We start from the raw sequence: 21833 nt of genomic DNA on the forward strand, positions 1-21833 counted from the left end.
GCGGTCCGCTACGCCGTAGAGAAGACGATCATCTTGAGCGTCGTCATGTCCTCAATCGCGAAGCGTGGGCCTTCGCGCCCGACTCCGCTGTCCTTGTTGCCGCCGTAGGGCATGTGGTCGACCCGGAAGGTCGGGGCGTCGTTGATCATCACGCCGCCGACATCCAGCGCCTGCACGGCACGCATGGCACGGTTCAGGTCGCGGGTAAAGACCCCCGCTTGAAGCCCGAATGGGCTGTCGTTGACCTGCACCAACGCGTCGTCGAAGTCGTCGTAAGGCAGTACGTTAACGACCGGCCCGAACACCTCTTCGCGCATCACCTTCATATCGCGCGTCGCGTTGGTCACGATCGACGGGGCGAGCATGCGGCCCTTGCGCGGTGCGGTCGTCTCCACACGCGCACCGGCCTGTTCGGCCTCGTTCACCCACGCCTCGATACGGTCGGCCGCCTGATCGGTGATGATCGGGCCGATCTCGGTGCCGTCCTCAACCGGATCGCCCAGCTTGAGCCGCTTGGTGCGCGCAGAGAAATCGGCCATGAACGAGTCATAGCGTGACCGATGCACGTAGATGCGCTGCACGCTGATACACACTTGCCCACTGTAGGCGAAGGCGCCGGTCACCAACTTGTCGACCACGCCGTCGAGTTCTATCGTGTCGTCCACAACGACGGCCGCGTTTCCGCCCAGTTCGAACGTTGTCCTGCGCAAGCCGGCAACCTCGCTGATTGCGCGTGCCACCGGCGGGCTGCCGGTGAACGAGATCATGGCGACGCGCGGATCGGTTGTCAGCCACCGGCCAACGTCGGTTCCGCCAACGACAACCGAAAACGCGCCGTCCGGCAGGCCGGCTTCGGAGAACATCTCCGCCAAACGCAGCGCAGTGAGCGGCGTAGCCGGCGCCGGTTTGAGTACGATCGGGCATCCGGCGGCGATCGCCGGCGCGACCTTATGCGCCACGAGATTGAGCGGGAAATTGAACGGTGTAATGGCAGCGACGACGCCGACCGGGACACGTACGTAATATCCCATCTTCCCGACACCGCCTTTGGCCGCGTCGAGGGGCACAGTCTCACCATGTATGCGCTTGGCTTCTTCGGCGGCAAACGCGAACGTCTCCACCGCGCGCGCGACTTCGCCGCGGGCGTAGCGCATCGGCTTGCCGCTTTCGCGCGCCATCATCACGGCGAGGTCACCGGCATTGGCGTCGATCAAGTCGCTTACCCGGCGAAGGATCGCCGACCGACGGTGCGCTGGCATTGCGGCCAGCTTCGGCCGGATCGCTTCGGCGCGCGCAATCGAGTCCTTTACAACCTGCTCGCTGGACTCGAACACGCTCCCAACAACCGAGCCATCGTAAGGGCTATGAATGTCGGTTCGCATCAATATGACCTCCTGTCCCGCGTGTGAAAACGGGGAGCGCGGTTTACAATCAGGATGTTGATTGTAGCGACGCCGCGGTGGCTAGCCAACATCAAGGGAGTATCCCTCATGAGCACGACAGACCACCTTTCGCCAGTTTGGTCGCACCTCACGCACATGGCGCCGGTGCGCGGCGAAGGCATCAACTTATACGATTCGGCGGGCCGGCGCTACGTGGATTTCACGTGCGGAATCGGCGTTACTAATACGGGTCACTGTCACCCGCGGGTCGTCAAGGCGATCCAGACTCAGGCCGAGAAGCTCCTGTTTGCGCAGATGAACGTCGTGATCAATCCGCTTACCGCCGCGCTAGGCGACGCGTTGAATGCGATCACCCCCCCGTCGATCGACTCGTTCTTCTTCTCAAACAGCGGCGCAGAGGCGACCGAAGGCGCGGTAAAGTTGGCACGCCATGCCACGGCGCGTACCAACATCATCGTGTTTCAGGGCAGCTTCCACGGCCGTACCGCGCAAACGATGGCGATGACGACATCCAAGACGGTCTACAAGTACAAGTACCATCCGCTCCCGTCGGGGATCGCCGTCGCGCCGTTTCCGTACAGCTACTACCTCGGCATGAGCGACGATGAGGCGACCGCGTTCTGCCTCAAACAGCTGGACTACGTCCTCAAGGCACAGTCCTCGCCGGACGACACCGCCGCGATCATCATCGAACCGGTGCTGGGCGAAGGCGGCTACGTCCCCGCCCCGGTCGACTTCCTCAAAGAACTGCGCGCGCTGTGTTCGCAGCACGGGATCATGTTCGTCGCAGACGAGGTGCAGACCGGCTTCGGGCGCACGGGCAAGCTGTTCTGCTTCGAGCACGCCGGAATCGAGCCGGATATCGTCATCATGGCGAAAGGACTAGGAAGCGGCCTGCCGATCAGCGGTGTGGCGGCGCCGCGCAGCATCATGGAACGCTGGGTGACCGGCTCGCACGGCGGGACCTACGGCGGCGGATCGGCCGTCGTCATGGCCGCCGCGCTTGAGACGGTCAACGTCATCGTGGAGGAGAAGCTGGCCGACAATGCCGCCGCGCGCGGCGAGACGCTGATGGCAGGTCTCAAGGAACTGCAGGCGGAGTTCCCCGCGATCGGCGATGTGCGCGGGCGCGGGCTGATGATCGGTGTCGAGTTCACAGGTGCGGATGGCAAGCCGGACAAGCTCACGTGCAAGGCGGCGGCGGCAAGCTGCCTCAAACGCGGACTGCTCTTGCTGACGTGCGGCACATACGAAAACGTCGTGCGCTGGATACCGCCGTTGATCGTGACCGATGCGCAGATCGAGGATGCGCTGGCCATCTTCCGTGATGCGCTTGGCGAGGCAGTGGATGCGGCCGCCTCAACGCAGTCATAATCGAAGATGTTTGCCCTCGTGCGCGGGCCAGACCGGCACTGTATAATGATGCGCACGCCTGAAGACCGGGGTCAACCGACCGACTATTCTTGGAAAGGGATGGCGCAATGACGAAACGACTAAAGAACTACATCGGGGGCGAATGGGTCGAGTCAGCGGCGTCTGCCTCGACACCTGTGGTCGATCCCGCGACCTGCGAGGTACTGGCCGAATGCCCGGATTCCACCGTGGCAGACGTCGATCAGGCCGTCAAGGCGGCCCGGGAAGGGTTCGAGGAATGGCGCACTACGCCAGTGATGGTACGCGCGCAATACATGCACCATTTCAAAGTCTTGATGGAAGACAACTTCGACAAGCTGTCCGAAATGGTCGTGCGTGAGAACGGCAAGACGCTCGACGAGGCGCGCGGCGAAGTGCGGCGCGGGATCGAATCGGTCGACTATGCCATCGGCGTGCCCTTCCTGATGCGCACCGATGGCCTGGAAGACGTGTCTAGCGGGATCGACGAGACGACGCTGCGGCAGCCGGCCGGCGTGTTTGCGGCCATCACACCGTTCAACTTCCCCAGCATGGTACCGCTGTGGTTCCTGCCAACCGCCATTACGTGCGGCAACACATTCATCCTCAAGCCCTCTCCGCAGACACCGATCAGTGCCGAGCTGCTGTACGAACTGCTTGAAGAACTCGACCTGCCACCCGGCGTGGTCAACCTCGTACAGGGCGGCGTGACGTCGGCCACGGCGATCATGGAGCACCCCGGCGTCACCGGTGTGAGCTTCGTGGGTAGCACGCCCGTCGCCAAGATCGTGTATGAAACCTGCACCCGGCACGGCAAGCGGGTTCAGGCGCAGGGCGGCGCGAAGAATTACATCGCCGTGATGCCCGATGCGAATATGGAAGCCAGCGTACGCAACATCCTCGGTGCAGCCTATGGCTGCGCAGGCCAGCGTTGCCTCGCCGCGGCGGTCGTCGTCGGCGTCGGCGATGCGTATGACAAGGTGCGTGACGAGTTGGTCAAGCAGGCCAGCAAGCTGCGCGTCGGCTACGGGCTCAACGAGCAGACGCAGATGGGCACGGTCATTAGCCCCGCCGCCCGCGAGCGTATCGAGCGCATGATCGCGCGCGGGGTGGACGAAGGCGCCGAGGTCATCCTCGACGGGCGCAGCCTCAAGGTCGATGGCTACGAGGATGGAACGTTCGTAGGTCCGACGATCCTCGGTGAGGTCAAGCCCGGCACGACGGTCGCCACCGAGGAGATTTTCGGGCCGGTGCTCTCACTGATGCGCGCCGATGACTTCGAGGATGCCGTTGACCTCATCAACAGCAGCCATTACGGAAACGCCGCCAGCATCTTCACCAGCAGCGGCGGGCATGCGCGCGAATTCAAGTACCGCGTCAACGCTGGCAACATCGGTGTGAACATCGGCGTTGCCGCACCGTCGGCGTCGTTCCCGTTCGGCGGGCAGAAAGACTCGTTCTTTGGCGACCTGCACGGTCAGGGCAGCGACAGCATCGAGTTCTACACCGAGCGCAAGATCGTCATCGAACGGTGGCTGTAGATGACCGAACTGAATTCCTTTGGCTCGGTGCTGACGTTCGCCATTGAGCTTGAGGCTAGACTGGTCGACGTGTACGCGGCGGCAGGCAAACCAGACTGGGCCGCAGCGAGCGAGAAGCGCAAGCAGAAAGCTTGAGCGGGTCCGGCGAGAAAACGTCGTCGAGATCACGCTCGAGCCGATCGAGGGACTGAACGCGGCAGACTACACACTGCCGTCGGGCGCGTCCCCGTCCCAAGTCGCCACCATTGCCGCGCGCTTCTACGGAGATGTCGCCCCGAAGATCAACGTTCGGTCTGCGGCACGTTCGCTTGAACAGACCGGCAAGCAGCACGCAGAGTACGCCGCGTCCTAGCTCTACTCCTCACTCCGGCCGCCTGATTGACTCGAGGCGGCCGGTGACTTTCTTCGTGTTTGTTGCAAATCGTATTCCGCAGGAGTATTTTCTACGCATCCGCACGCATTTTTAGGTGTGTGGCATCCGAGGAGATATACCATGAAGAAGTTCTTGCTTTTAGTCGTGGTGGCGGCGTTGTTCGTTATGGCGCCTGCCGCTTTCGCACAGATGACTGAGGTTGGCCCCGGCGAGGGTCAGGTCGACATTATTGCGTGGCCGGGTTATATCGAGCGTGGCGAGACCGATCCCGCGTTCGACTGGGTAACCGGCTTTGAAGAGCAGACGGGCTGCATGGTCAACATCAAGACGGCAGCGACGTCGGACGAGATGGTCGCGCTGATGAACGAGGGCGTATTTGATCTCGTGACGGCCTCTGGCGACGCCAGCTTGCGCCTGATCGCAGGCGAGCGCGTCCAGCCGATCAACACAGATCTCGTCCCGAGCTGGAGTGCGGTCGACGAGCGCCTGCAGAATGCCCCGTGGTTCACGGTCGATGGCGTACATTACGGCGTTCCGTACCAGTGGGGCTCGAATGTACTGGCGTACAATACCGAAGTCTTCGGCGACGTCGTGCCGGATAGCTGGTCGGTGGTCTTCGAAGAGCAGACTCTGCCTGACGGCGAATCGAATGCCGGCCGCGTTCAGGCGTATGACGGCCCGATCTACATCGCGGACGCCGCCCTGTACCTGATGTACCACAACCCCGAACTGGGAATCACCGACCCGTACAGCCTTGACCGCGACCAGTTCAACGCCGTGCTTGACCTGCTGCGCCAACAGCGCGCGCTGGTCGGCCGTTACTGGCACGACGCGTTCATCCAGATTGACGACTTCACCAACGAAGGCGTCGCGGCGAGCAGCACGTGGCCGTTCCAGGTAAATCTGCTCGTTGCCGGCGGCGCTCCGATCGCCAGCACTGTCCCAGTCGAAGGCGCGACGGGCTGGGCGGACACGACCATGATGCATGTGAACGCGCCGCACCCCAACTGCGCGTACATGTGGCTCGAGTGGTCGATCAATCCCAAGCTGCAAGGCGATCTGGCATTCTGGTTCGGCAGCGTTCCAGTGAATTTGTCGGCCTGCGAGGGCAACGAACTGCTGGGTGACGAGGGCTGTTCCACCAACGGGTTGGACAACTTCGAGCGCATCAGTTTCTGGCGCACGCCGACCGCAGCCTGCCAGGATGGCCGCACCGACGTGCAGTGCGTGCCCTACTACGAGTGGGTCACGAGCTACATCGCCGTTATTGGCGGGCGTTAGCTTGCAGCGCCGTTTCGTGTGATAGTTTCGGAGGATGCCCGGTCGCGTGCCGGGCATCCTTTGGTTATTGATTCCCTCTAACTGACAGCCTTTTGGGAGCAAACGATGACGGATTTCAAGCTGTGGATTGACGGGCGCTGGCAGGACGCGGCCGACGGCGCACGCCGGGACATTGAAGACCCGGCATCGGGCAAGACGATTGCGACCGTCTCGGAAGCGGGTCGCGCAGATGTCGACCGTGCCGTACAGGCCGCGCACAACGCATTCTACGACGGGCGCTGGTCGAAGCTGATGCCAAAGGAACGGTCGCTTGCGCTGTTCCGCCTCGGAGACTTGCTGGCGAACCATGCCGAGCAATTCGCTCGCGTAGAATCGGACAACACGGGCAAACCATACGAGTTTGTCAGCATCGGCGCCGACCTGCCGTTTGCTGTCGACAACCTGCGCTTCTTCTCCGCCGCAGCGCGCGACACGCACGGCTACACGGCAGGCGAGTACCTTGCGGGCTACACGTCGATCTACCGCCGCGAGCCGGTGGGTGTCGTCGGCCAAATCGCGCCGTGGAATTACCCGTTGATGATGGCCATCTGGAAGATTGGGCCGGCACTGGCAGCAGGCTGCACGGTCGTGCTCAAACCCGCGCCGACGACCCCGCTCACGTCGCTCATGCTGGCCGAACTGACCAAAGAAGCCGGAATCCCTGACGGCGTGATCAATGTCGTCAGTGGGGGCAACGACGCGGGTCAAGCCATCGTGGAGCATCCGCTGGTGCGCATGGTCAGCCTGACCGGATCGACCGCCACCGGCAAGAAGATCATGAAAACCGCCGCGGACACACTCAAGCGCGTGCACTTGGAACTGGGCGGCAAAGCCCCGTTTATCGTGTTTGACGACGCAGATCTCGAAGCCGCGGTCGGCAACGCCTCGATCATGAGCACGTTTAACACCGGTCAAGACTGCACCGCCGCCACCCGTTTCTACGTGCAGCGCAGCCAGATGAACAACGCCGTCGAGGCGCTGGTCGAAGCCATGCGCGGCATCAAGGTCGGGTCGCAGTACGAAGAGGGCGTGCAGATGGGGCCGCTGATCAGCGCGACCCAGCGCGACCGGGTCGCCGGATTTATCGAACGTGCCAAGGCCAGCGGGGCGAAAGTGCTGACTGGTGGCGGTGTTCCGGCCGGTCGTGAGACCGGCTACTACTTCGAACCGACCGTGATCGTCGACGCCGATCAGAAGTCCGAGATCATCCAACAGGAAGTGTTCGGGCCGGTGCTGACCGTCAGCCCGTTCGATGGAGATGACGACGCCGTGGCGTTCGGCAACGATGTCGCGTACGGCTTGGCCGCGTCGCTGTGGACGAAAGATGTCGGCCGCGCCATGCGCATTGCGGCGGACCTCGAATTCGGCACGATCTGGATCAACGACCACATCCCGCTTACCAGCGAGACGCCGCACGGCGGGTTCAAGCAGTCCGGTTTCGGAAAAGACCTGTCTGCCGAAGCGGTATCCGACTACAAAGTCACCAAACACGTGATGGTCAAGAACGCATGAGCACGACATCCCGGTCGGGCGCCGAGGTCGCTGTCGCGCTAAAGGGCGTGAGCAAGCACTTCGGCGCCGTCAAAGCCCTCGACCACATCGACCTAGAGATCTTCGACGGCGAGTTCTTCTCGATGCTCGGCCCGTCCGGGAGCGGCAAGACGACCAGCTTGCGGATCGTCGCCGGCTTCGAACAGCCGACCGCCGGCTACGTGACGCTGTACGGGCGCGACGTGACCTCGGTGCCGCCGTTCGACCGCGACGTCAACACCGTGTTTCAAGACTATGCGCTCTTTCCGCACATGACGGTCGAGCAGAACGTTGGCTACGGGCTGATGATTCGCAAGATCGACAAGCGCGAGATCAAGCGCCGCGTGGGCGAAATGCTCGAGATGGTGCGCCTGCCGGGTACGCAGGCGCGCAGACCATCGCAGCTTTCTGGCGGGCAGCGCCAGCGCATCGCCCTTGCCCGAGCCTTGATCAACCATCCGCGCGTGCTGCTGCTGGACGAGCCGTTGGGGGCGCTCGACCTCAAGCTGCGCCAGCAGATGCAGATTGAGCTCAAGGCGATTCAGCGCGAAGTCGGCATCACGTTCATCTTCGTGACGCACGATCAAGAAGAGGCGCTGACGATGAGCGACCGCCTTGCGGTCTTCAACCACGGTCGCATCGAGCAGATCGGGACGCCGGCGGACGTCTACGAGCGCCCGCTGACGGCGTTCGTCGCCGGGTTCGTCGGCACGACCAACATCCTCACCGACAGCGTGGCACAGCGCCTCTCCGGACATCCCGCCGCGCTGAGCATCCGGCCGGAGAAGATCAGGCTGCTGCCGCAGGGCACGACGCCCGGACCCGACCAGGTTGGCGCATCCGGCACGGTGCGGGACGTGATTTACATCGGGATGACGACGCGGTACATCGTCGTGCTAGACGGCGGCGGTGAACTCGAGGTCGTCTCGCAGAACCTCGACACGCATGCCGAAGAGGTGTTTGCCGCGCGCGGGACGTCGATTATCGCCGTGTGGCACAGGTCGGCGATGCGCGAGCTTCTGCCGGCGGAGGCGTAACATGTCGGCAGTCACGTTCGAAGGACAGATTCCTCAGCCGCCGCAGTCCCCGCTGCGCCGCGTGAGCGCGTGGTTCTTCCGGCATCCGACCCTTGCCCTGCTCGCCCTGCTGGCAGTGCCGATGGCGTGGATGGTGGTCGTCTATCTCGGCTCGCTGTCGGCGCTTCTGGCCCAGAGCTTCTTCAGGCTGGACGGATTCACCGGTCGGATCATCCGCGAATTCGGTCTCTCGACCTACGAGCAGTTGTTTACCGCGGCGAACATCGACATCGTCGTCCGCACAACCGTCATGGCCGCAGCGGTCACGGTGGCCGGCGCGCTGATCGCGTTTCCGTTGGCGTATTACACCGCGCGGTTTGCGCCGCCGCGGCTCAAGACCTTCCTGTATCTCGCCGTGCTGCTGCCGCTGTGGTCGAGCTATCTCGTCCGCGTGTACACGTGGAAGATCATCCTCGCGCAGGAAGGCATCATCACGTGGGTGTTCGAGGCACTCGGCCTCAGAGGTGTACTGGACGGGATCCTCGCCATACCGGGCATCGGCGGGTCTTCGCTGTCCTTCAGCTACCTCGGCATGTTCCTCGTCTTCGTGTACATCTGGCTTCCCTACATGGTACTGCCGATCATGACGGCGCTTGAGCGGGTGCCGAACTCGCTGGTCGAGGCGTCGAGCGACCTCGGCGCACGGCCGCGCTACACGTTCCGCCGGATTATCCTGCCGTTGGCGTTCCCCGGTGTCGTCGCCGGGAGCATCTTCACGTTCTCGCTGACCCTCGGCGACTACATCATTCCGCAGGTGATCGGCAACAGCAGCTTCTTCATCGGTCAAGTCGTGTACGCGCAGCAGGGTACGGCAGGGAACATCCCGCTGGCCGCCGCGTTCACGGTCGTGCCGGTGGTCATCATGCTGTCGTATCTGCTGCTCGCGCGCCGCTTGGGGGCCTTCGATGCACTCTAGTACGCGTGCTGGCTGGGGGGTCAAGCTCGGCGCCGTCGGCGCGTTCGTGTTCCTGCACTTCCCGCTGTTGATCATCATCCTCTACGCATTTACGACCGAGGAAGCGTCGTTCCGCTTCCCGCCGCCCGGCCTCACCACGCAGTGGATCGGCGAGCTGTTCAACCGCGACGACTTCTGGCGCGCGCTGGGGCTGTCATTGCAGGTCGCCGTGATTGCGACGCTGCTGGCGCTTATCCTCGGGACGCTGATCGCGTTGGCGCTGGCCCGGGCAAACTTCTTCGGCCGCGATTCGATCTCGCTGCTGGTGATTCTGCCGATTGCCCTGCCCGGTATCGTGTCTGGCATCGCGCTGCGCAGCGCCGTCAGCATTCTCGGCGTGCCGTTCAGTACGTGGACGATCATCCTCGGTCATGCAACGTTCTGTATCGTGACGGTTTACAACAACACCGTTGCACGGCTGAGGCGCACGGCACACTCGCAAGTCGAGGCGTCTATGGACCTCGGCGCGTCGTCATTCCAGACGTTCCGCTATATCATCCTGCCGAATATCGCGACGGCGCTGGTCGCCGGGGGCATGTTGGCGTTTGCACTGTCGTTTGACGAGGTCATCGTGACCACGTTCACAGCAGGCAACCAGCAGACGCTTCCGATCTGGATCTTCAGCCAGCTCACGCGCCCGCGCGACCGCCCGGTGACCAACGTCGCTGCGTTGTTTGTGATCGCCGTGACGTTCATCCCGATTATCCTAGCCCATCGGCTCACTCGCGATCAGCGCGATTAGAACCGCAAACGCGGCCTGCGATGGGCTAGCGGCCTGCCTATAACCTGACTATACTTGGCGCGTTTGCCGGCCAAATATCGGGTCTCTCATGCCAAATCCCAAGCTGTTGGTGCTGCTTATCGTCGCGGCAGGAATGCTCATCGCGTGCGGATCGCCCGCCCCTGCTGCTGGAAACACGCCAGTCGCCCCTGAGATTACGGCGGAGCCATCGCCGGAAGTCACGGCGGAGCCTAGCAACGATCTGCTTCCCATCGTCTACGATCAGTCTACGCCGTCCCAGCCCGGGTGGCGACTGCGTCACCCGGACGGCTGGCAGGTGATCGTGGCCGATCCGAACAACATCTTCCTCTACAGCACCCCCAGCGCCGGCGAGAACCTGTTCGGTCAAGGGCTGCAGGCTGGCGAAGTCGTGTTCCAGATCACGCTCGACATCCCCACCCCGCCGGTCGGTACTGCCGCGGATCACCACAGCAGACTCGTGCGCGCGATCCCCGATACGACGATGGGCGCTCCCGCGGCAACAGTCATCAATGCGCTCGAGGGCGTCGCCTCCGAAGGCACCAGCGAACGCTACGGGTTCACTGTGTACGCATCGACGCGCCCCTACTTCTCTTCGACCTTTATCGACCTTCTCACGTACGTGCGTACCGACGAGGTCGATCGGTATCAGCCGCTGATCGAGGCTATTGTGAATTCGATCGAGTATGTGCTTGCCACGGAGTAGGCATTCATGACACCGGTTCGCGTCACCGTTTGGAACGAGTTTCGCCACGAACGTCGGTCTCCGCATGTTCAGTCCATTTATCCGAACGGACTGCATCAACCGATTATCGATCACCTTAACGGCGCGGGCTTCTCGGCCCGTGCCGCCCTATTGGACGATCCAGAGCACGGCCTGACCGACGACGTACTCGCCAGTACCGACGTGCTGACGTGGTGGGGCCACATGGCTCATGGCGACGTCAGCGATGCCGTGGTCGACAAAGTGCAACAGCGCGTGCTGCAAGGTATGGGCTTGATTGTCCTCCACAGCGGCCACTACAGTAAGATTTTCAAGCGGCTGATGGGGACGACCTGCTCGCTCAAATGGCGCGAGGCGCACGAGAAGGAACGCCATTGGATCGTCAACCCGGGCCATCCGATCGTCGACGGCTTGGGCGAGTACATCGAAATCCCCGCGCACGAGATGTACGGCGAGTTCTTCGATGTCCCCGCGCCGGATGAGACTGTCTTCATCGCGTGGTACCCTGGCGGCGAGGTGTTCCGTAGCGGCTTGTGTTACTATCGCGGGCGCGGCAAAGTGTTCTACTTCAGCCCCGGCCACGAAACCTACCCGGTCTACTATCAGCCGGACGTGCTGCGCGTGATCGAGAACGCGGTGCGCTGGGCTGCGCCCTCGGGTTCGAGCTACCGCCTCGATGCGGTCAAGTCGGCCCCGATCGAGCCGATCGCCAGCGCCGAGCCCATCACCGGAGACTGACCGACATGACGACAACACTTAAGGTCGGAGTCATCGGCGTTGGCGGAATCGCTCATACGCACATGCCGGGTTGGGCGGCCTCGCCACACGCAGAAGTCGTGGCAGGCGCAGACGTCAGCCTCGAAGCCCTCGAAGCGTGGGGCGCCAAGTGGGACGTACGGCGGCTTACGCGCCTTCCGCAGGACTTGATCACCGCGCCGGATATCGACATCATCGACATCTGTACGCCCAGCAATTTCCACGCCGAGCTGGCTATCGCTGCCCTAGACGCCGGCAAGCACGTCATCTGCGAGAAACCGCTGGCGCCGACACCGGCCGAGGTTCGCCGTATGATCGCCGCGCGCGACCGTTCGGGCAAGCTTTTGATGACCGCGCAGCACCACCGTTATCAGCCGGCGGCTATCGCCCTCAAGGGCGAGGTCGACAAGGGCGTATTGGGCGACGTGTATCACGCGCGGGCGTGGTATCTGCGCCGCAACAATGTGCCGACCCGCCCGGGTTTCGTGCTCAAGGCGCAGTCCGGCGGAGGCGCCTGCATCGACATCGGCGTGCACGCGTTGGACACGGCGTTTTGGCTGATGGGCAGCCCGCAGCCGATCACTGTGAGCGGGATATCGCGCACGGAACTCTCGAAGCAGCCCGGCGCGTGGTCGCCGTGGGGCGGCGGAACGCCGGTTCCACCCGAGATGGATGTCGAAGAACTGGCCGCGGGGTTCGTCCGCTTCGCCAATGGCGCAACCATGATGATGGAGTTCTCGTGGGCGATGCACGGCCCGCACCATGAAGACTTGCAGGTGTGGCTGTACGGCACCAAAGGCGGCTGTCACTACCCGAAGGCGGAGATCTACACCAGCGGGTCGGATCCCAAACAGCAATACGATATTGCCCTCAAGTACCTGCCTGCGCCGCTCGGCGCGCACGCGCTGGAGTGCATGGACTTCGCCGACGCGATCGTCAACGGTCGGCCATCGCCGGTACCGCCCGAGCACTCGCTGGCGATCATCACCATTCTCGACGCTGTGTATCAGTCGGCCGAATCCGGCCGCGAAATCCGAATGGACGGTAAAGCATGAACATCGGTGTGCAATTGTATTCGCTGCGCGATCAGCTTCAGAACGAGTTTAAGTCGACCATCGCCGCGATCGCAGAGGCCGGCGCTGAGGGCGTCGAGCCATGGGCAGGGCTGCCAATGCCGTTCGAGCAGGCGGCGGCGGTCTTTGCGCGCAGTGGGCTGGCCTGCCCCAGCATCCACCTGCCGCTGCTGGCCGGCGACGATCGCCAGCGCTGGCTCGATGCGTCGGCGGCGCTTGGCGTCAAGACGATCGTTGTTCCCGCAATCTCTCCGGATCAGTACACGTCGCTGGACGGCATCAAGCGCGCGGCGGACGACCTCAATCAATCCGCCGAGATCGCGCGCGCTGCGGGTTTCGGCTATGGGTATCACAACCACTGGTGGGAATTCCAGACAGTTCAGGGACGTCCCGCACTGTATCAGCTCGCCGAGATGACCGCGCCGGACATCATCTTCGAACTCGACCTGTACTGGGCGCAAGTGGGCGGGTTGGACCCGGCACAGGTCGTGCGCGATTTTGGTGCGCGCTCGCCCCTGCTGCACCTGAAAGACGGCCCCGCCGTGTCGAACGAACACGCGATGGTCGCTTGTGGCGAGGGCAACGTCGATCTGCCTGCCGCGATGGCGGCTTCAAGCGCACCTTGGGGCTTTGTCGAGCTTGATCGGTGCGATACGGATATGCTGGAGGCGGTCGTCGCCAGTTTGCGGTACCTGCGTTCGATCTAGTTCATCGGGGAGGGGCATGTCGGACAAGTCACGCGGGTCGGTACGCGAGGTTGCACTCACGTTTCTCCGTCTGGGCGCAACCGCGTTTGGCGGCCCGGCCGCGCATATCGGCATCTTCCGGCATGAACTGGTCGAGCGCAAGAAGTGGCTCGACGACGACCAGTTCCTCGATCTATTGGGCGCGACCAACCTGATTCCCGGCCCGAACTCGACCGAGATGGCGATTCATCTCGGCTACGTCCGGGCCGGCTGGGTTGGATTGCTTGCCGCCGGCGCGTGCTTCATTGCGCCGGCGTTTCTCATGGTGCTGGTGCTGGCAGCGCTGTATGCACAGTACGGGACCACGCCGGCGGCCAACGCACTGCTGTACGGCATCAAGCCGGTCATCATTGCGGTTGTCGCAAACGCCGTCTACATGCTGCTGCCCAAGGCATTCAAGAACCGCCTGCTCTGGCTCACCGGATTTGCCGTCGTCATGTTGTACTTCTTCGGCGTCGACGAGTTGGTGCTGCTGTTCGGCGCCGGCGCGGCGTACGTGTTTGTTCGGCGTTGGCTGGAAAACCGATCGGTGGCTTTGATCGCGCTTTTGCCGCTTCCCAGCCTGATCCCGCTGGCGCAGACGTTCGTGCCGATCTCGCTCGGCACCTTGTTCCTGACATTCCTCAAGATCGGCGCCTTGTTGTACGGCGGCGGTTACGTGCTGCTCGCGTTCCTGCGCGGCGACTTTGTCGACTCGTTCGGGTGGATCACCAGCCAGCAGCTTCTGGACGCTGTCGCTATCGGGCAGTTCACACCGGGGCCGCTGTTCACGACCGCGACGTTCATCGGCTATCTCGTTGCCGACGTACCGGGCGCCGTCGTCGCAACCGTCGGCATCTTCCTACCCAGCTTCATCTTTGTGGCGATCAGTAGTCCGCTCATCCCGCGCATGCGCCGCTCCAAGCTTTTTTCTGCGCTGCTTGACGGCGTCAACGCCGCGGCGGTCGGCCTGATGGCATCTGTCACCGTCGAGCTGGGAATCGCGGCGATTGTCGACCCGTTGACGATCGGGCTTGCAGCAGCGGCGCTCGTACTGCTTGTCCGGTTCAAGGTAAACGCAACGTACGTCATCCTCGCCGGTGGGCTAATCGGCGTGATCGCGTCTGCTGTCGGATTGGTGTCCGTCTAGCGGCGTTCGGCCGAGCCGATCATTTCCAACACGTCTGCGCGCACAACCGCGGACGCGGCCGGATCGCTTATTAGCGCCTGAAACACAGCCAGCACGTCGGCGTTGACCGTCAGGAATCCGGTTTGCAGCGCGCTTGTCGCGCGCGACGCGGCCACGGCTGAATTGTAGTACTCCAACGTGCGTGACGGATCGCCCGTGTCTAGCGGCAGCACCGACTCCCGAGAGAACCGGTCGTCGCCGGCGAACTGCGCAGCGCTGCCAAGGATACCGACCACGTACGCATCGATATTCCAGTTCGGGCCGATCCGCGCCGACGTGACACGAAGAATGGCACGGTCATCGGTACGCGTGAGCTGCACCACGTCATCATTGACCGTGTCGACGACCCACCCATCCGCCACGGTGAAACTGATCAGCCCAGCAGTAATCACTGCCGGGGCGGGGACGACTGCGCCGGGGCTGGCTGCCGCGTTCCCAACAGAAACACTGTCGACGATCGCGTCGAGGCGCTGCGCAACGTCGGCCGGCGGAATGCCAAGCAGCAGTGCAGACAGCGCGATAACTTCGCCGTCGATGCTGCGCAGCATCAGCCGCCCTGCGCCCACACCCGGATAGGCGACCGGCAGCGACAGTACGCCCTTGTCGTTGGTCGACCCGGACAACACGCGCACGCCGGACTGTTCTAGCCCTTGCGTGAGTGCCTGTGCCGCGAATTCCAAATCCGACGGCGCCTGACCGAGCAGCAGTTCAAGGTCTTCATCGGCGTAGATGGTGACGATGATCCCGTCATCGAGGTCGGACAGTCCGATCGAATGCGGGCCTTTCTCCTCGGCCAGGAACTCCGGGCCAAAGCACGCCGCCAATCCACCGGTAGTCGTGAGGGTCAGCGGAAGCGCCTCGCTTCCGCAGCGCGCAGCGGAGACTGTCTTCTCTGGCGCGCGGTAAGCCAAACCCGCTGCGACGACCTGTGCAGTATGTGCTGTTTCGGGCGTCAGCGGTTCGATTCGCAGCATCACAAGTGTGCCGCCTGTATCGACGGCATAAAGCGCACCGAGTACTCCAGCGCGCTCGTAAGAGAGCGCCGACGTGACGCCGGACCCCGCTTCGACCGCAAGACCTTCGTCGAAGGGGCGCGCGCCGATGCGACTCAATGTCTGACCGATGACTCTTGCACCGTCGAGGTCAGTTCCAATCACCTCGACAAGGATCACACCGCCGTTTTCGGGCGCCGTGAGGCCGATTGCACCGGGCCCAAGCTGGGCAAAGACATAGCCCAATGGTACCGGTATGCTCAGACCGTTTGACGACGCCCGCTGGGCCTGAGGCTGCTGGGCGACGGCCGCGCTGTACAAAAGCACGAGGAGAACCACTAAAGCACGCACGCCCGGCGATCTCAATTCTGTACTCCTCACCAAAAGTGTGGCTCCACTATAACATATAGGTTACGCTACAATAGTGCTCGGGCGCTATGCACTCGTCGTTCGCGTGTGTGTGGCGACAGGGAGATGCTTAAGCCGACCGGTCCTTCAATTCAGCGCGGTTGACCGGCCGACCAGAGACGAGAGGTTATGACGGACAACTTGCGCCGTGTCATGATTGTTGACGACGACATCATCATGCACGATGTCATGAAGATGATGCTTCAGCCGAAGTTCGACCTGCGGCTGTGCTTCAACGTCAAGCAGGCCCGCGAAGCGCTGGCGAAGTGGGTCCCGGATGTCGTCTGCGTCGATCTCATGATGCCCGGCGAGAACGGTCTTGTCCTGCTCCGGTACGCCCGCGAGCTTCCCGAACTCGAACATGTCCCGTTTATCGTAATCTCGGCGAGCAGCGACGAAAACTTCTTCAACGAGGCACGCCGCTTGGGGGCGACGTCTCTGCTCTTCAAGCCCTTCAGTCGTATTGATTTGATCCGAGCGATAGAGACCGCCCTCGAGCTTCCCGATGTCTGATCAGCACGAGATTGAGCATCAGCTAACCGGCCTCAGGCCGATTTGGAACGAGCTGTTTGGTGACGTGCTGTACGTGGCCTACGGCGACGATATGCCCACGACGGATGCGTTCGCGGTCTGCCACGAGATGGTGCCCGGCGCGTGGCTCATTGGTCGCATGCGCAGCGCCGACATGCGGACCGCAGCCAATGCCGTGCTGCAAGGCTGGGCGGCGACGCTGCAGACCGCTGCATCGGTCGAAGTCCGAACACAACGCCTAGTCGAGCAATTGGTGACGGCGTGGAACCGGCTCGGGCTAATGCACAAGGCGGCCCTGCTGATGCGGTCGCCATTGGACGCCGAACAAATCTGCATCGAGCTAATGGCGATGGCGTGCGATACCGTCGAACTCGAAGTCGCATTCGTCGGGTTTGGCCGCGATGGCTACGTGCGCTTCATGTGGACTCAAGCCGGGTTTACGAACTTCCAAGAGGCGTCTATTCTGCACGCCCTCATCCGAAGCGACGGGCTGTTGCGCTGCGACACGCCCGACCAGTGCAACCGCATGATTCCCGGCGGCGGTTTCAAGTCGTTCATCGGCCGGCGTCTGCTCACCGATGCAAGCCGCCCGGTCTATATTGGCATGGCCGCGCGCGAATCGGCGCACAATTTCAACGCGGGCGATATCCAGATCTTCGAAAGCCTCGTCGAGCAGTTGACGACCGTCATCGAGATCGACCGCCTGCACGAGCAGCAGGTCGACAGCGAGAGCATCCGCCGCGACATGGAGCTGGCGTCTGAAGTACAGACGGGCATGCTCCCGCTGACCCTGCCCAATCCGGACGGTTTCAGCATCGCCGCGATGCTCAAGCCGGCTTCGAAGGTCGGCGGCGACCTGTACGATGTGTACAGCGGCAACGGCTCGGTAAGCGTCATGGTCTGCGACGTTTCCGGCAAGGGCTTCCCTGCCGCGCTGCTCAGCTTCGAGGTGCGTGCGGCGATCCGGTCGCAGTTCCACAGCGCCAACCACCCCGGCGTGATCCTGCGCAACGCCAACCAGTCCTTGTACGAAGACCTCGTGCGCGTCAACCGTTTCGTGACGGTCACGCTCCTCAGCATCAGGCAGGATGGCAGTTCGGTAGTGTACTCCAACGCCGGGCACCCCTCGGCACTGCACTACCGTGCCAGCGATCATCAGATCCGACATCTCGAAAGCACGACGTTCCCGCTGGGTATCTTCGCCAACATCTCGGCGGCCGTGCAGCCCATCGATATGGAAGCCGGCGACGTCCTGCTGCTGTACTCCGACGGACTTACCGAGGTCGAGGACTACAAGGGACGTCTGCTTGGCCTGACCGGCATTGGTCAGCTCCTGCTCACGTTGAATTCACTGCCGGCGGAAGGCATCCTCGAACGGTTGCAGGCAGTGCACGGGCAGCATCAGGGCGAGTACGCCGTGTCCGACGACATGACGATCGTCGTCATCAAGAAGCTGCCGGAAAATCCGATCGAGCCTGATATTTATCTGCACTGGCGCATCGAAGGCGATCTCTCGCAGCTTGCCTCGGTCTCCGACTCGATGCAGCACTTCGCAGCCAACCTCGCCGTCGAGGTCGACCAGATCTGGTTCGAGGAAGTCCATCTGGCCGTTGCCGAAGCAGCGGCAAACATCATGAAGCACAGTGTCAGCGAAGGCGAAGGGTACATCAGCGGCTTGTATGCGCTGTACCCGACGCACATCGAGGTCATCTTGGTTGACAACGGGCGGCCGTTCAATTGGGACAGCGCGCCGATGAAGTTCGATAAAGACGCGCCGGCTGAGGGAGGCTACGGGATGCACATCATCCGTGATGTGATGGACTCGATCCAGTACCAGCGCCTGCCCGGCCAGTACAACCACTGGCGCATGATCCGCAATCTGCCGACCACCGTGCGCGCCCGCGACTAAGCGCCGTTCGGCAGACTGTGGCAAGCCGCGCCGTTTCGTGTCATGATTCCGGAACACGGCGCGGACCAGACTGTTCTAATACCCGTAGTCGCGCTATTATGTGTACGTGGATAACGCCGGTTGTCACGCGGGGCCACGGACAACCCTTCCGCTGGGAGTCGAGATGCAATACACAGTCGAGCATTTTCCGAACAAGCGCGCGGTCATCCACCTGAGCGGTCGTTTGGATGCCCACACTGCCGGAAACCTGCGCACGCTGCTGCAAGACACAGTCAACAGCGGCTACGTATTCCTGATCGTTGACCTGCAGCAGGTCAATTTCGTCGACTCCAGCGGCCTAAGCGCACTGGTCAGCGGTTTGCGCATCGTCAAGGAACGCAGTGGCAAACTTGTGCTCGCCCATGCCGCCGTCCAAACGCAGGTCGCCCTTAAGCAGACCCGCCTTAATCTCGTATTTCCGCTTTACGACGACCTCAACGACGCGCTGAAGAGTCTGAGCTAGCGGTACATCGCTTCACAACCGAATACTCTGAAACGGTCGCTTCGGCGGCCGTTTTGATTTGAACAGTTTTATCGGAATTGCCCGCCGGCGGACATAAAGCCATGGTACTCGCCTGACCGCCGATTCTTACGTCTCTCTCGCGGTAGGCTTGTCACCGCTATTTGTGACATCCATCACTAACTGCACCGGTTCTCCCCTGCCTACAATCGTCGTAATCCATATTGTAAGGAGGGTTCGCTATGGACGTGCTCGATCTGGCAAGGCTTCAGTTCGGGGTCACGACGGTTTACCACTTCTTCTTCGTGCCGCTCACCCTTGGCCTGTCGATCATGATCGCAGGCATGCAGACGATGTACGTTTGGAAGGGCAACGAGCATTACAAACACATGGCGAAGTTCTGGGGCAAGTTGTTTCTAATCAACTTCGCGATGGGTGTCGTCACTGGCATCGTGCAGGAATTCCAATTCGGCATGAACTGGTCGGAGTATTCGCGCTTCGTCGGCGACATCTTCGGCGCGCCGTTGGCGATCGAAGCGCTGGCGGCGTTCTTCATCGAGTCGGTGTTCCTCGGCGTATGGATCTTCGGCTGGGACAAGCTCGGCAAACGCGTCCATCTCGCGTCGATCTGGCTGGTCGCGTTTGCCGCCAACTTGTCCGCGTACTGGATTCTGGTCGCCAACAGCTTCATGCAGAACCCGGTCGGCTATCAGATGGCCGAAAGCGGCCGCGCGGAGATGACCGACTTTTTCGCGCTCATCACCAATCCCAACGTGCTGCTGCAGTGGCCGCATGTCGTGCTTGGCGGGTTGACCACCGGCGCGTTCTTCGTGCTCGGCATTAGTGCGTACCACCTGCTGCGCGGCCGGCACCCGCAGATGGAAATGTTCCGGACGTCCGCGCGCATCGCGCTGATCGTCGGCACCGTCGCGGTATTTGCGACGATGGGATTCGGTCACGCTCAGGGCCAGCGCATGGCCGACACACAGCCGATGAAGCTGGCCGCCGCCGAAGGGCTGTGGGAGAGCGCCGATCCGGCATCGCTCAGTCTCTTCCAAATCGGTAACGAGGCCGAACGCCGGCCGGAAGCGGAAGTCACCATTCCGTCGCTGCTCAGCTTCCTGACCTACAACACGCCTGACGGGCTCGTACAAGGGATTAACCAGCTTCAAGCGCAGTACGAACAGCAGTATGGTCCGGGCAACTACGTCCCGCCGGCCATCTGGCTGACGTACTGGAGCTTCCGGGCGATGGTCGGCGCCGGGGCTGCAATGTTCGTTATCGGTCTGCTGGGCATCGTGTTCGCGACCCGCCGTACGCTTGAGAAGCGGCGCTGGCTGCTGATACTGGCCGTTCCGGCGCTGTTCCTTCCCTATATCGCGAATACCACCGGCTGGCTGTTGACTGAAATGGGACGACAACCGTGGATCGTGCAAGGCATGATGCGGATCGAAGATGCCGTCTCGCCCAATGTCACGGCAGACATGCTGTTGATCTCGCTGATCGGATTCACCGTGATCTACGGACTGCTGATGATCGTCGACGTCTACCTGCTGTGGAAATACGCGCGAGCCGAGTCCGGTTCGTCGGAGGCGACAGCGTCCGACCTGCCCGAGCTTGGCCGGGTCTACTAGGCGGAGGAGTGAACCGTGGATCTGCAAACGCTTTGGTTCATCTTGATTACCGTCCTCTTCAGCGGGTTCTTCCTGCTCGAGGGCTTCGACTACGGCGTCGGCATCCTGCTGCCGTTCGTCGGCCGTAAGGACACTGAACGGCGCATCGTCATCAACAGCATCGGCCCGGTGTGGGACGGCAACGAGGTCTGGCTGCTCACGGCGGGTGGAGCGATGTTCGCCGCCTTTCCGAACTGGTACGCGACCCTGTTCAGCGGGTTCTATCTCGCGTTGTTCCTGATCTTGGTCGCCCTAATCCTACGCGGCGCCGCCTTCGAGTTCCGCAGCAAAATCAACTCGCCGGCATGGCGCAGGATGTGGGACTACGGCATCTTCATCGGCAGCGCACTACCCGCGCTACTGTGGGGCGTCGCCGTAGCGAACATCGCGCGTGGCGTCGCGATAGACGGCAGCATGACGTTCGTCGGCTCGTTTGGCGACCTTCTCAACCCGTTTGCGCTCGCCGGCGGTGTGGCGACCTTCCTGCTATTCACGCTGCACGGTGCCTTGTTCCTTGAACTCAAGACGGACGGTGTCTTGCGCAAGCGCGCCGAAGGGGTCGCCAAGACTCTCGCGATCCCTACGGCGGTCGTCGTCGTGGCGGCTGTTCTGATCGCCGCGCCGCAGTTGTTCGAACGGCTCAACGTCGTGATGGTCGTCGCGCTGCTCGGGGCGGTCGCCGGGCTTGGCGGCGCCGCGTGGTTCATACGAAGCGGCAGGTTCGGCCGTGCGTTCTTAGGGACGTCGATCGCGCTGGTCAGCGCTGTAGTGCTGCTGTTCAGCTTCCTGTTTCCGCGCGTCATGCCGAGCAGCCTCGGCGAGCAGTTCGACTTGACAATCTACAACGCGTCGTCAAGCGAATACACGCTCGGCGTCATGACTGTGATCGCATTGACGCTCGTCCCCCTCGTCTTGGCCTATCAGGCGTGGACGTACTACGTGTTCAGAAAGCGCCTGACCACGTCGAGCAAGCTCGAATACTAGTCCGTTGACCGTCATCCGGG

General features: G+C 62.4%; 19 protein-coding genes. 17 read left to right on the top strand and 2 right to left on the bottom strand.

What is annotated here, in order from left to right:
• Positions 1 to 8: 8 nt before the first annotated feature.
• Positions 9 to 1382, bottom strand: coding sequence for an aldehyde dehydrogenase family protein (locus IPM16_08175; protein MBK9123088.1), 1374 nt, complete (start codon positions 1380 to 1382; stop codon positions 9 to 11).
• 108 nt (positions 1383 to 1490) lie between these two features.
• Between IPM16_08175 and IPM16_08180 the strand changes: the two genes are divergently transcribed.
• The 12 genes from IPM16_08180 to chrA all read left to right on the top strand — a co-directional run bounded on the left by IPM16_08180 (position 1491) and on the right by chrA (position 14778).
• Positions 1491 to 2777, top strand: a complete 1287-nt coding sequence (locus IPM16_08180; protein ID MBK9123089.1) for an aspartate aminotransferase family protein — start codon at positions 1491 to 1493, stop codon at positions 2775 to 2777.
• A gap of 107 nt (positions 2778 to 2884) precedes the next feature.
• Positions 2885 to 4336: a CoA-acylating methylmalonate-semialdehyde dehydrogenase gene (locus tag IPM16_08185; protein MBK9123090.1), complete on the top strand. Its 1452-nt coding sequence runs from the start codon at positions 2885 to 2887 to the stop codon at positions 4334 to 4336.
• Between the two features lie 493 nt (positions 4337 to 4829).
• A complete protein-coding gene (locus IPM16_08190) occupies positions 4830 to 5990 on the top strand; it encodes an ABC transporter substrate-binding protein (protein ID MBK9123091.1) in 1161 nt (386 codons plus the stop codon).
• 105 nt (positions 5991 to 6095) lie between these two features.
• Positions 6096 to 7541 carry a gamma-aminobutyraldehyde dehydrogenase gene (locus IPM16_08195; protein MBK9123092.1) on the top strand — a complete coding sequence of 482 codons (1446 nt, stop codon included), beginning with the start codon at positions 6096 to 6098 and terminating at the stop codon, positions 7539 to 7541.
• Entirely contained in the window at positions 7538 to 8596 is a 1059-nt protein-coding gene (locus IPM16_08200; protein MBK9123093.1) for an ABC transporter ATP-binding protein, read from the top strand. Before IPM16_08195 ends, IPM16_08200 begins: the two co-directional genes overlap by 4 nt.
• 1 nt (position 8597) lies before the next feature.
• On the top strand, positions 8598 to 9551 hold the full coding sequence (locus tag IPM16_08205) for an ABC transporter permease (protein ID MBK9123094.1): 954 nt from the start codon (positions 8598 to 8600) through the stop codon (positions 9549 to 9551).
• Positions 9541 to 10332: an ABC transporter permease gene (locus IPM16_08210; protein ID MBK9123095.1), complete on the top strand. Its 792-nt coding sequence runs from the start codon at positions 9541 to 9543 to the stop codon at positions 10330 to 10332. Before IPM16_08205 ends, IPM16_08210 begins: the two co-directional genes overlap by 11 nt.
• Before the next feature lie 88 nt (positions 10333 to 10420).
• Complete coding sequence (locus IPM16_08215; GenBank protein ID MBK9123096.1) at positions 10421 to 11056, top strand: hypothetical protein; 636 nt, start codon at positions 10421 to 10423, stop codon at positions 11054 to 11056.
• A gap of 6 nt (positions 11057 to 11062) precedes the next feature.
• A complete protein-coding gene (locus tag IPM16_08220) occupies positions 11063 to 11812 on the top strand; it encodes a ThuA domain-containing protein (protein MBK9123097.1) in 750 nt (249 codons plus the stop codon).
• 5 nt (positions 11813 to 11817) lie between these two features.
• Positions 11818 to 12885: a Gfo/Idh/MocA family oxidoreductase gene (locus IPM16_08225; GenBank protein MBK9123098.1), complete on the top strand. Its 1068-nt coding sequence runs from the start codon at positions 11818 to 11820 to the stop codon at positions 12883 to 12885.
• Positions 12882 to 13610, top strand: coding sequence for a sugar phosphate isomerase/epimerase (locus tag IPM16_08230; protein ID MBK9123099.1), 729 nt, complete (start codon positions 12882 to 12884; stop codon positions 13608 to 13610). The genes IPM16_08225 and IPM16_08230 overlap by 4 nt, the downstream gene beginning before the upstream one ends.
• 16 nt (positions 13611 to 13626) lie before the next feature.
• Positions 13627 to 14778: a chromate efflux transporter gene (chrA, locus tag IPM16_08235; protein MBK9123100.1), complete on the top strand. Its 1152-nt coding sequence runs from the start codon at positions 13627 to 13629 to the stop codon at positions 14776 to 14778.
• Here the strand turns inward: chrA and IPM16_08240 are convergent.
• Positions 14775 to 16175, bottom strand: coding sequence for a hypothetical protein (locus IPM16_08240; protein MBK9123101.1), 1401 nt, complete (start codon positions 16173 to 16175; stop codon positions 14775 to 14777). The two genes, chrA and IPM16_08240, sit on opposite strands and share 4 nt — an antisense overlap.
• A gap of 171 nt (positions 16176 to 16346) precedes the next feature.
• On the opposite strand from IPM16_08240, the gene IPM16_08245 reads away from it, so the two are divergent.
• The 5 genes from IPM16_08245 to cydB all read left to right on the top strand — a co-directional run bounded on the left by IPM16_08245 (position 16347) and on the right by cydB (position 21813).
• Positions 16347 to 16730 carry a response regulator gene (locus IPM16_08245; protein MBK9123102.1) on the top strand — a complete coding sequence of 128 codons (384 nt, stop codon included), beginning with the start codon at positions 16347 to 16349 and terminating at the stop codon, positions 16728 to 16730.
• The gene (locus tag IPM16_08250; protein ID MBK9123103.1) at positions 16723 to 18657 is read left to right on the top strand and encodes a SpoIIE family protein phosphatase; all 1935 of its coding nucleotides are present in this window, start codon (positions 16723 to 16725) and stop codon (positions 18655 to 18657) included. Before IPM16_08245 ends, IPM16_08250 begins: the two co-directional genes overlap by 8 nt.
• A 163-nt stretch (positions 18658 to 18820) precedes the next feature.
• Positions 18821 to 19159: an STAS domain-containing protein gene (locus IPM16_08255; GenBank protein ID MBK9123104.1), complete on the top strand. Its 339-nt coding sequence runs from the start codon at positions 18821 to 18823 to the stop codon at positions 19157 to 19159.
• 239 nt (positions 19160 to 19398) lie between these two features.
• Positions 19399 to 20790 (top strand): cytochrome ubiquinol oxidase subunit I, encoded by a 1392-nt coding sequence (locus IPM16_08260; protein MBK9123105.1) that lies wholly within the window; start codon positions 19399 to 19401, stop codon positions 20788 to 20790.
• Between the two features lie 15 nt (positions 20791 to 20805).
• Positions 20806 to 21813, top strand: a complete 1008-nt coding sequence (gene cydB / locus IPM16_08265) for a cytochrome d ubiquinol oxidase subunit II (GenBank protein MBK9123106.1) — start codon at positions 20806 to 20808, stop codon at positions 21811 to 21813.
• The last annotated feature ends 20 nt before the right edge of the window (positions 21814 to 21833 follow it).

Source organism: Candidatus Flexicrinis affinis, from assembly GCA_016716525.1.
GTDB classification, from domain to species: Bacteria; Chloroflexota; Anaerolineae; order Aggregatilineales; family Phototrophicaceae; genus Flexicrinis; species Flexicrinis affinis.

Excerpts from the sequence above, each read along its gene's own strand:
- IPM16_08175 (MBK9123088.1), bottom strand. The coding sequence starts at position 1,382 with ATGCGAACCGACATTCATAGCCCTTACGATGGCTCGGTTGTTGGGAGC.
- IPM16_08180 (MBK9123089.1), top strand. The coding sequence starts at position 1,491 with ATGAGCACGACAGACCACCTTTCGCCAGTTTGGTCGCACCTCACGCAC.
- IPM16_08185 (MBK9123090.1), top strand. The coding sequence starts at position 2,885 with ATGACGAAACGACTAAAGAACTACATCGGGGGCGAATGGGTCGAGTCA.
- IPM16_08190 (MBK9123091.1), top strand. The coding sequence starts at position 4,830 with ATGAAGAAGTTCTTGCTTTTAGTCGTGGTGGCGGCGTTGTTCGTTATG.
- IPM16_08195 (MBK9123092.1), top strand. The coding sequence starts at position 6,096 with ATGACGGATTTCAAGCTGTGGATTGACGGGCGCTGGCAGGACGCGGCC.
- IPM16_08200 (MBK9123093.1), top strand. The coding sequence starts at position 7,538 with ATGAGCACGACATCCCGGTCGGGCGCCGAGGTCGCTGTCGCGCTAAAG.
- IPM16_08205 (MBK9123094.1), top strand. The coding sequence starts at position 8,598 with ATGTCGGCAGTCACGTTCGAAGGACAGATTCCTCAGCCGCCGCAGTCC.
- IPM16_08210 (MBK9123095.1), top strand. The coding sequence starts at position 9,541 with ATGCACTCTAGTACGCGTGCTGGCTGGGGGGTCAAGCTCGGCGCCGTC.
- IPM16_08215 (MBK9123096.1), top strand. The coding sequence starts at position 10,421 with ATGCCAAATCCCAAGCTGTTGGTGCTGCTTATCGTCGCGGCAGGAATG.
- IPM16_08220 (MBK9123097.1), top strand. The coding sequence starts at position 11,063 with ATGACACCGGTTCGCGTCACCGTTTGGAACGAGTTTCGCCACGAACGT.
- IPM16_08225 (MBK9123098.1), top strand. The coding sequence starts at position 11,818 with ATGACGACAACACTTAAGGTCGGAGTCATCGGCGTTGGCGGAATCGCT.
- IPM16_08230 (MBK9123099.1), top strand. The coding sequence starts at position 12,882 with ATGAACATCGGTGTGCAATTGTATTCGCTGCGCGATCAGCTTCAGAAC.
- chrA (MBK9123100.1), top strand. The coding sequence starts at position 13,627 with ATGTCGGACAAGTCACGCGGGTCGGTACGCGAGGTTGCACTCACGTTT.
- IPM16_08245 (MBK9123102.1), top strand. The coding sequence starts at position 16,347 with ATGACGGACAACTTGCGCCGTGTCATGATTGTTGACGACGACATCATC.
- IPM16_08250 (MBK9123103.1), top strand. The coding sequence starts at position 16,723 with ATGTCTGATCAGCACGAGATTGAGCATCAGCTAACCGGCCTCAGGCCG.
- IPM16_08255 (MBK9123104.1), top strand. The coding sequence starts at position 18,821 with ATGCAATACACAGTCGAGCATTTTCCGAACAAGCGCGCGGTCATCCAC.
- IPM16_08260 (MBK9123105.1), top strand. The coding sequence starts at position 19,399 with ATGGACGTGCTCGATCTGGCAAGGCTTCAGTTCGGGGTCACGACGGTT.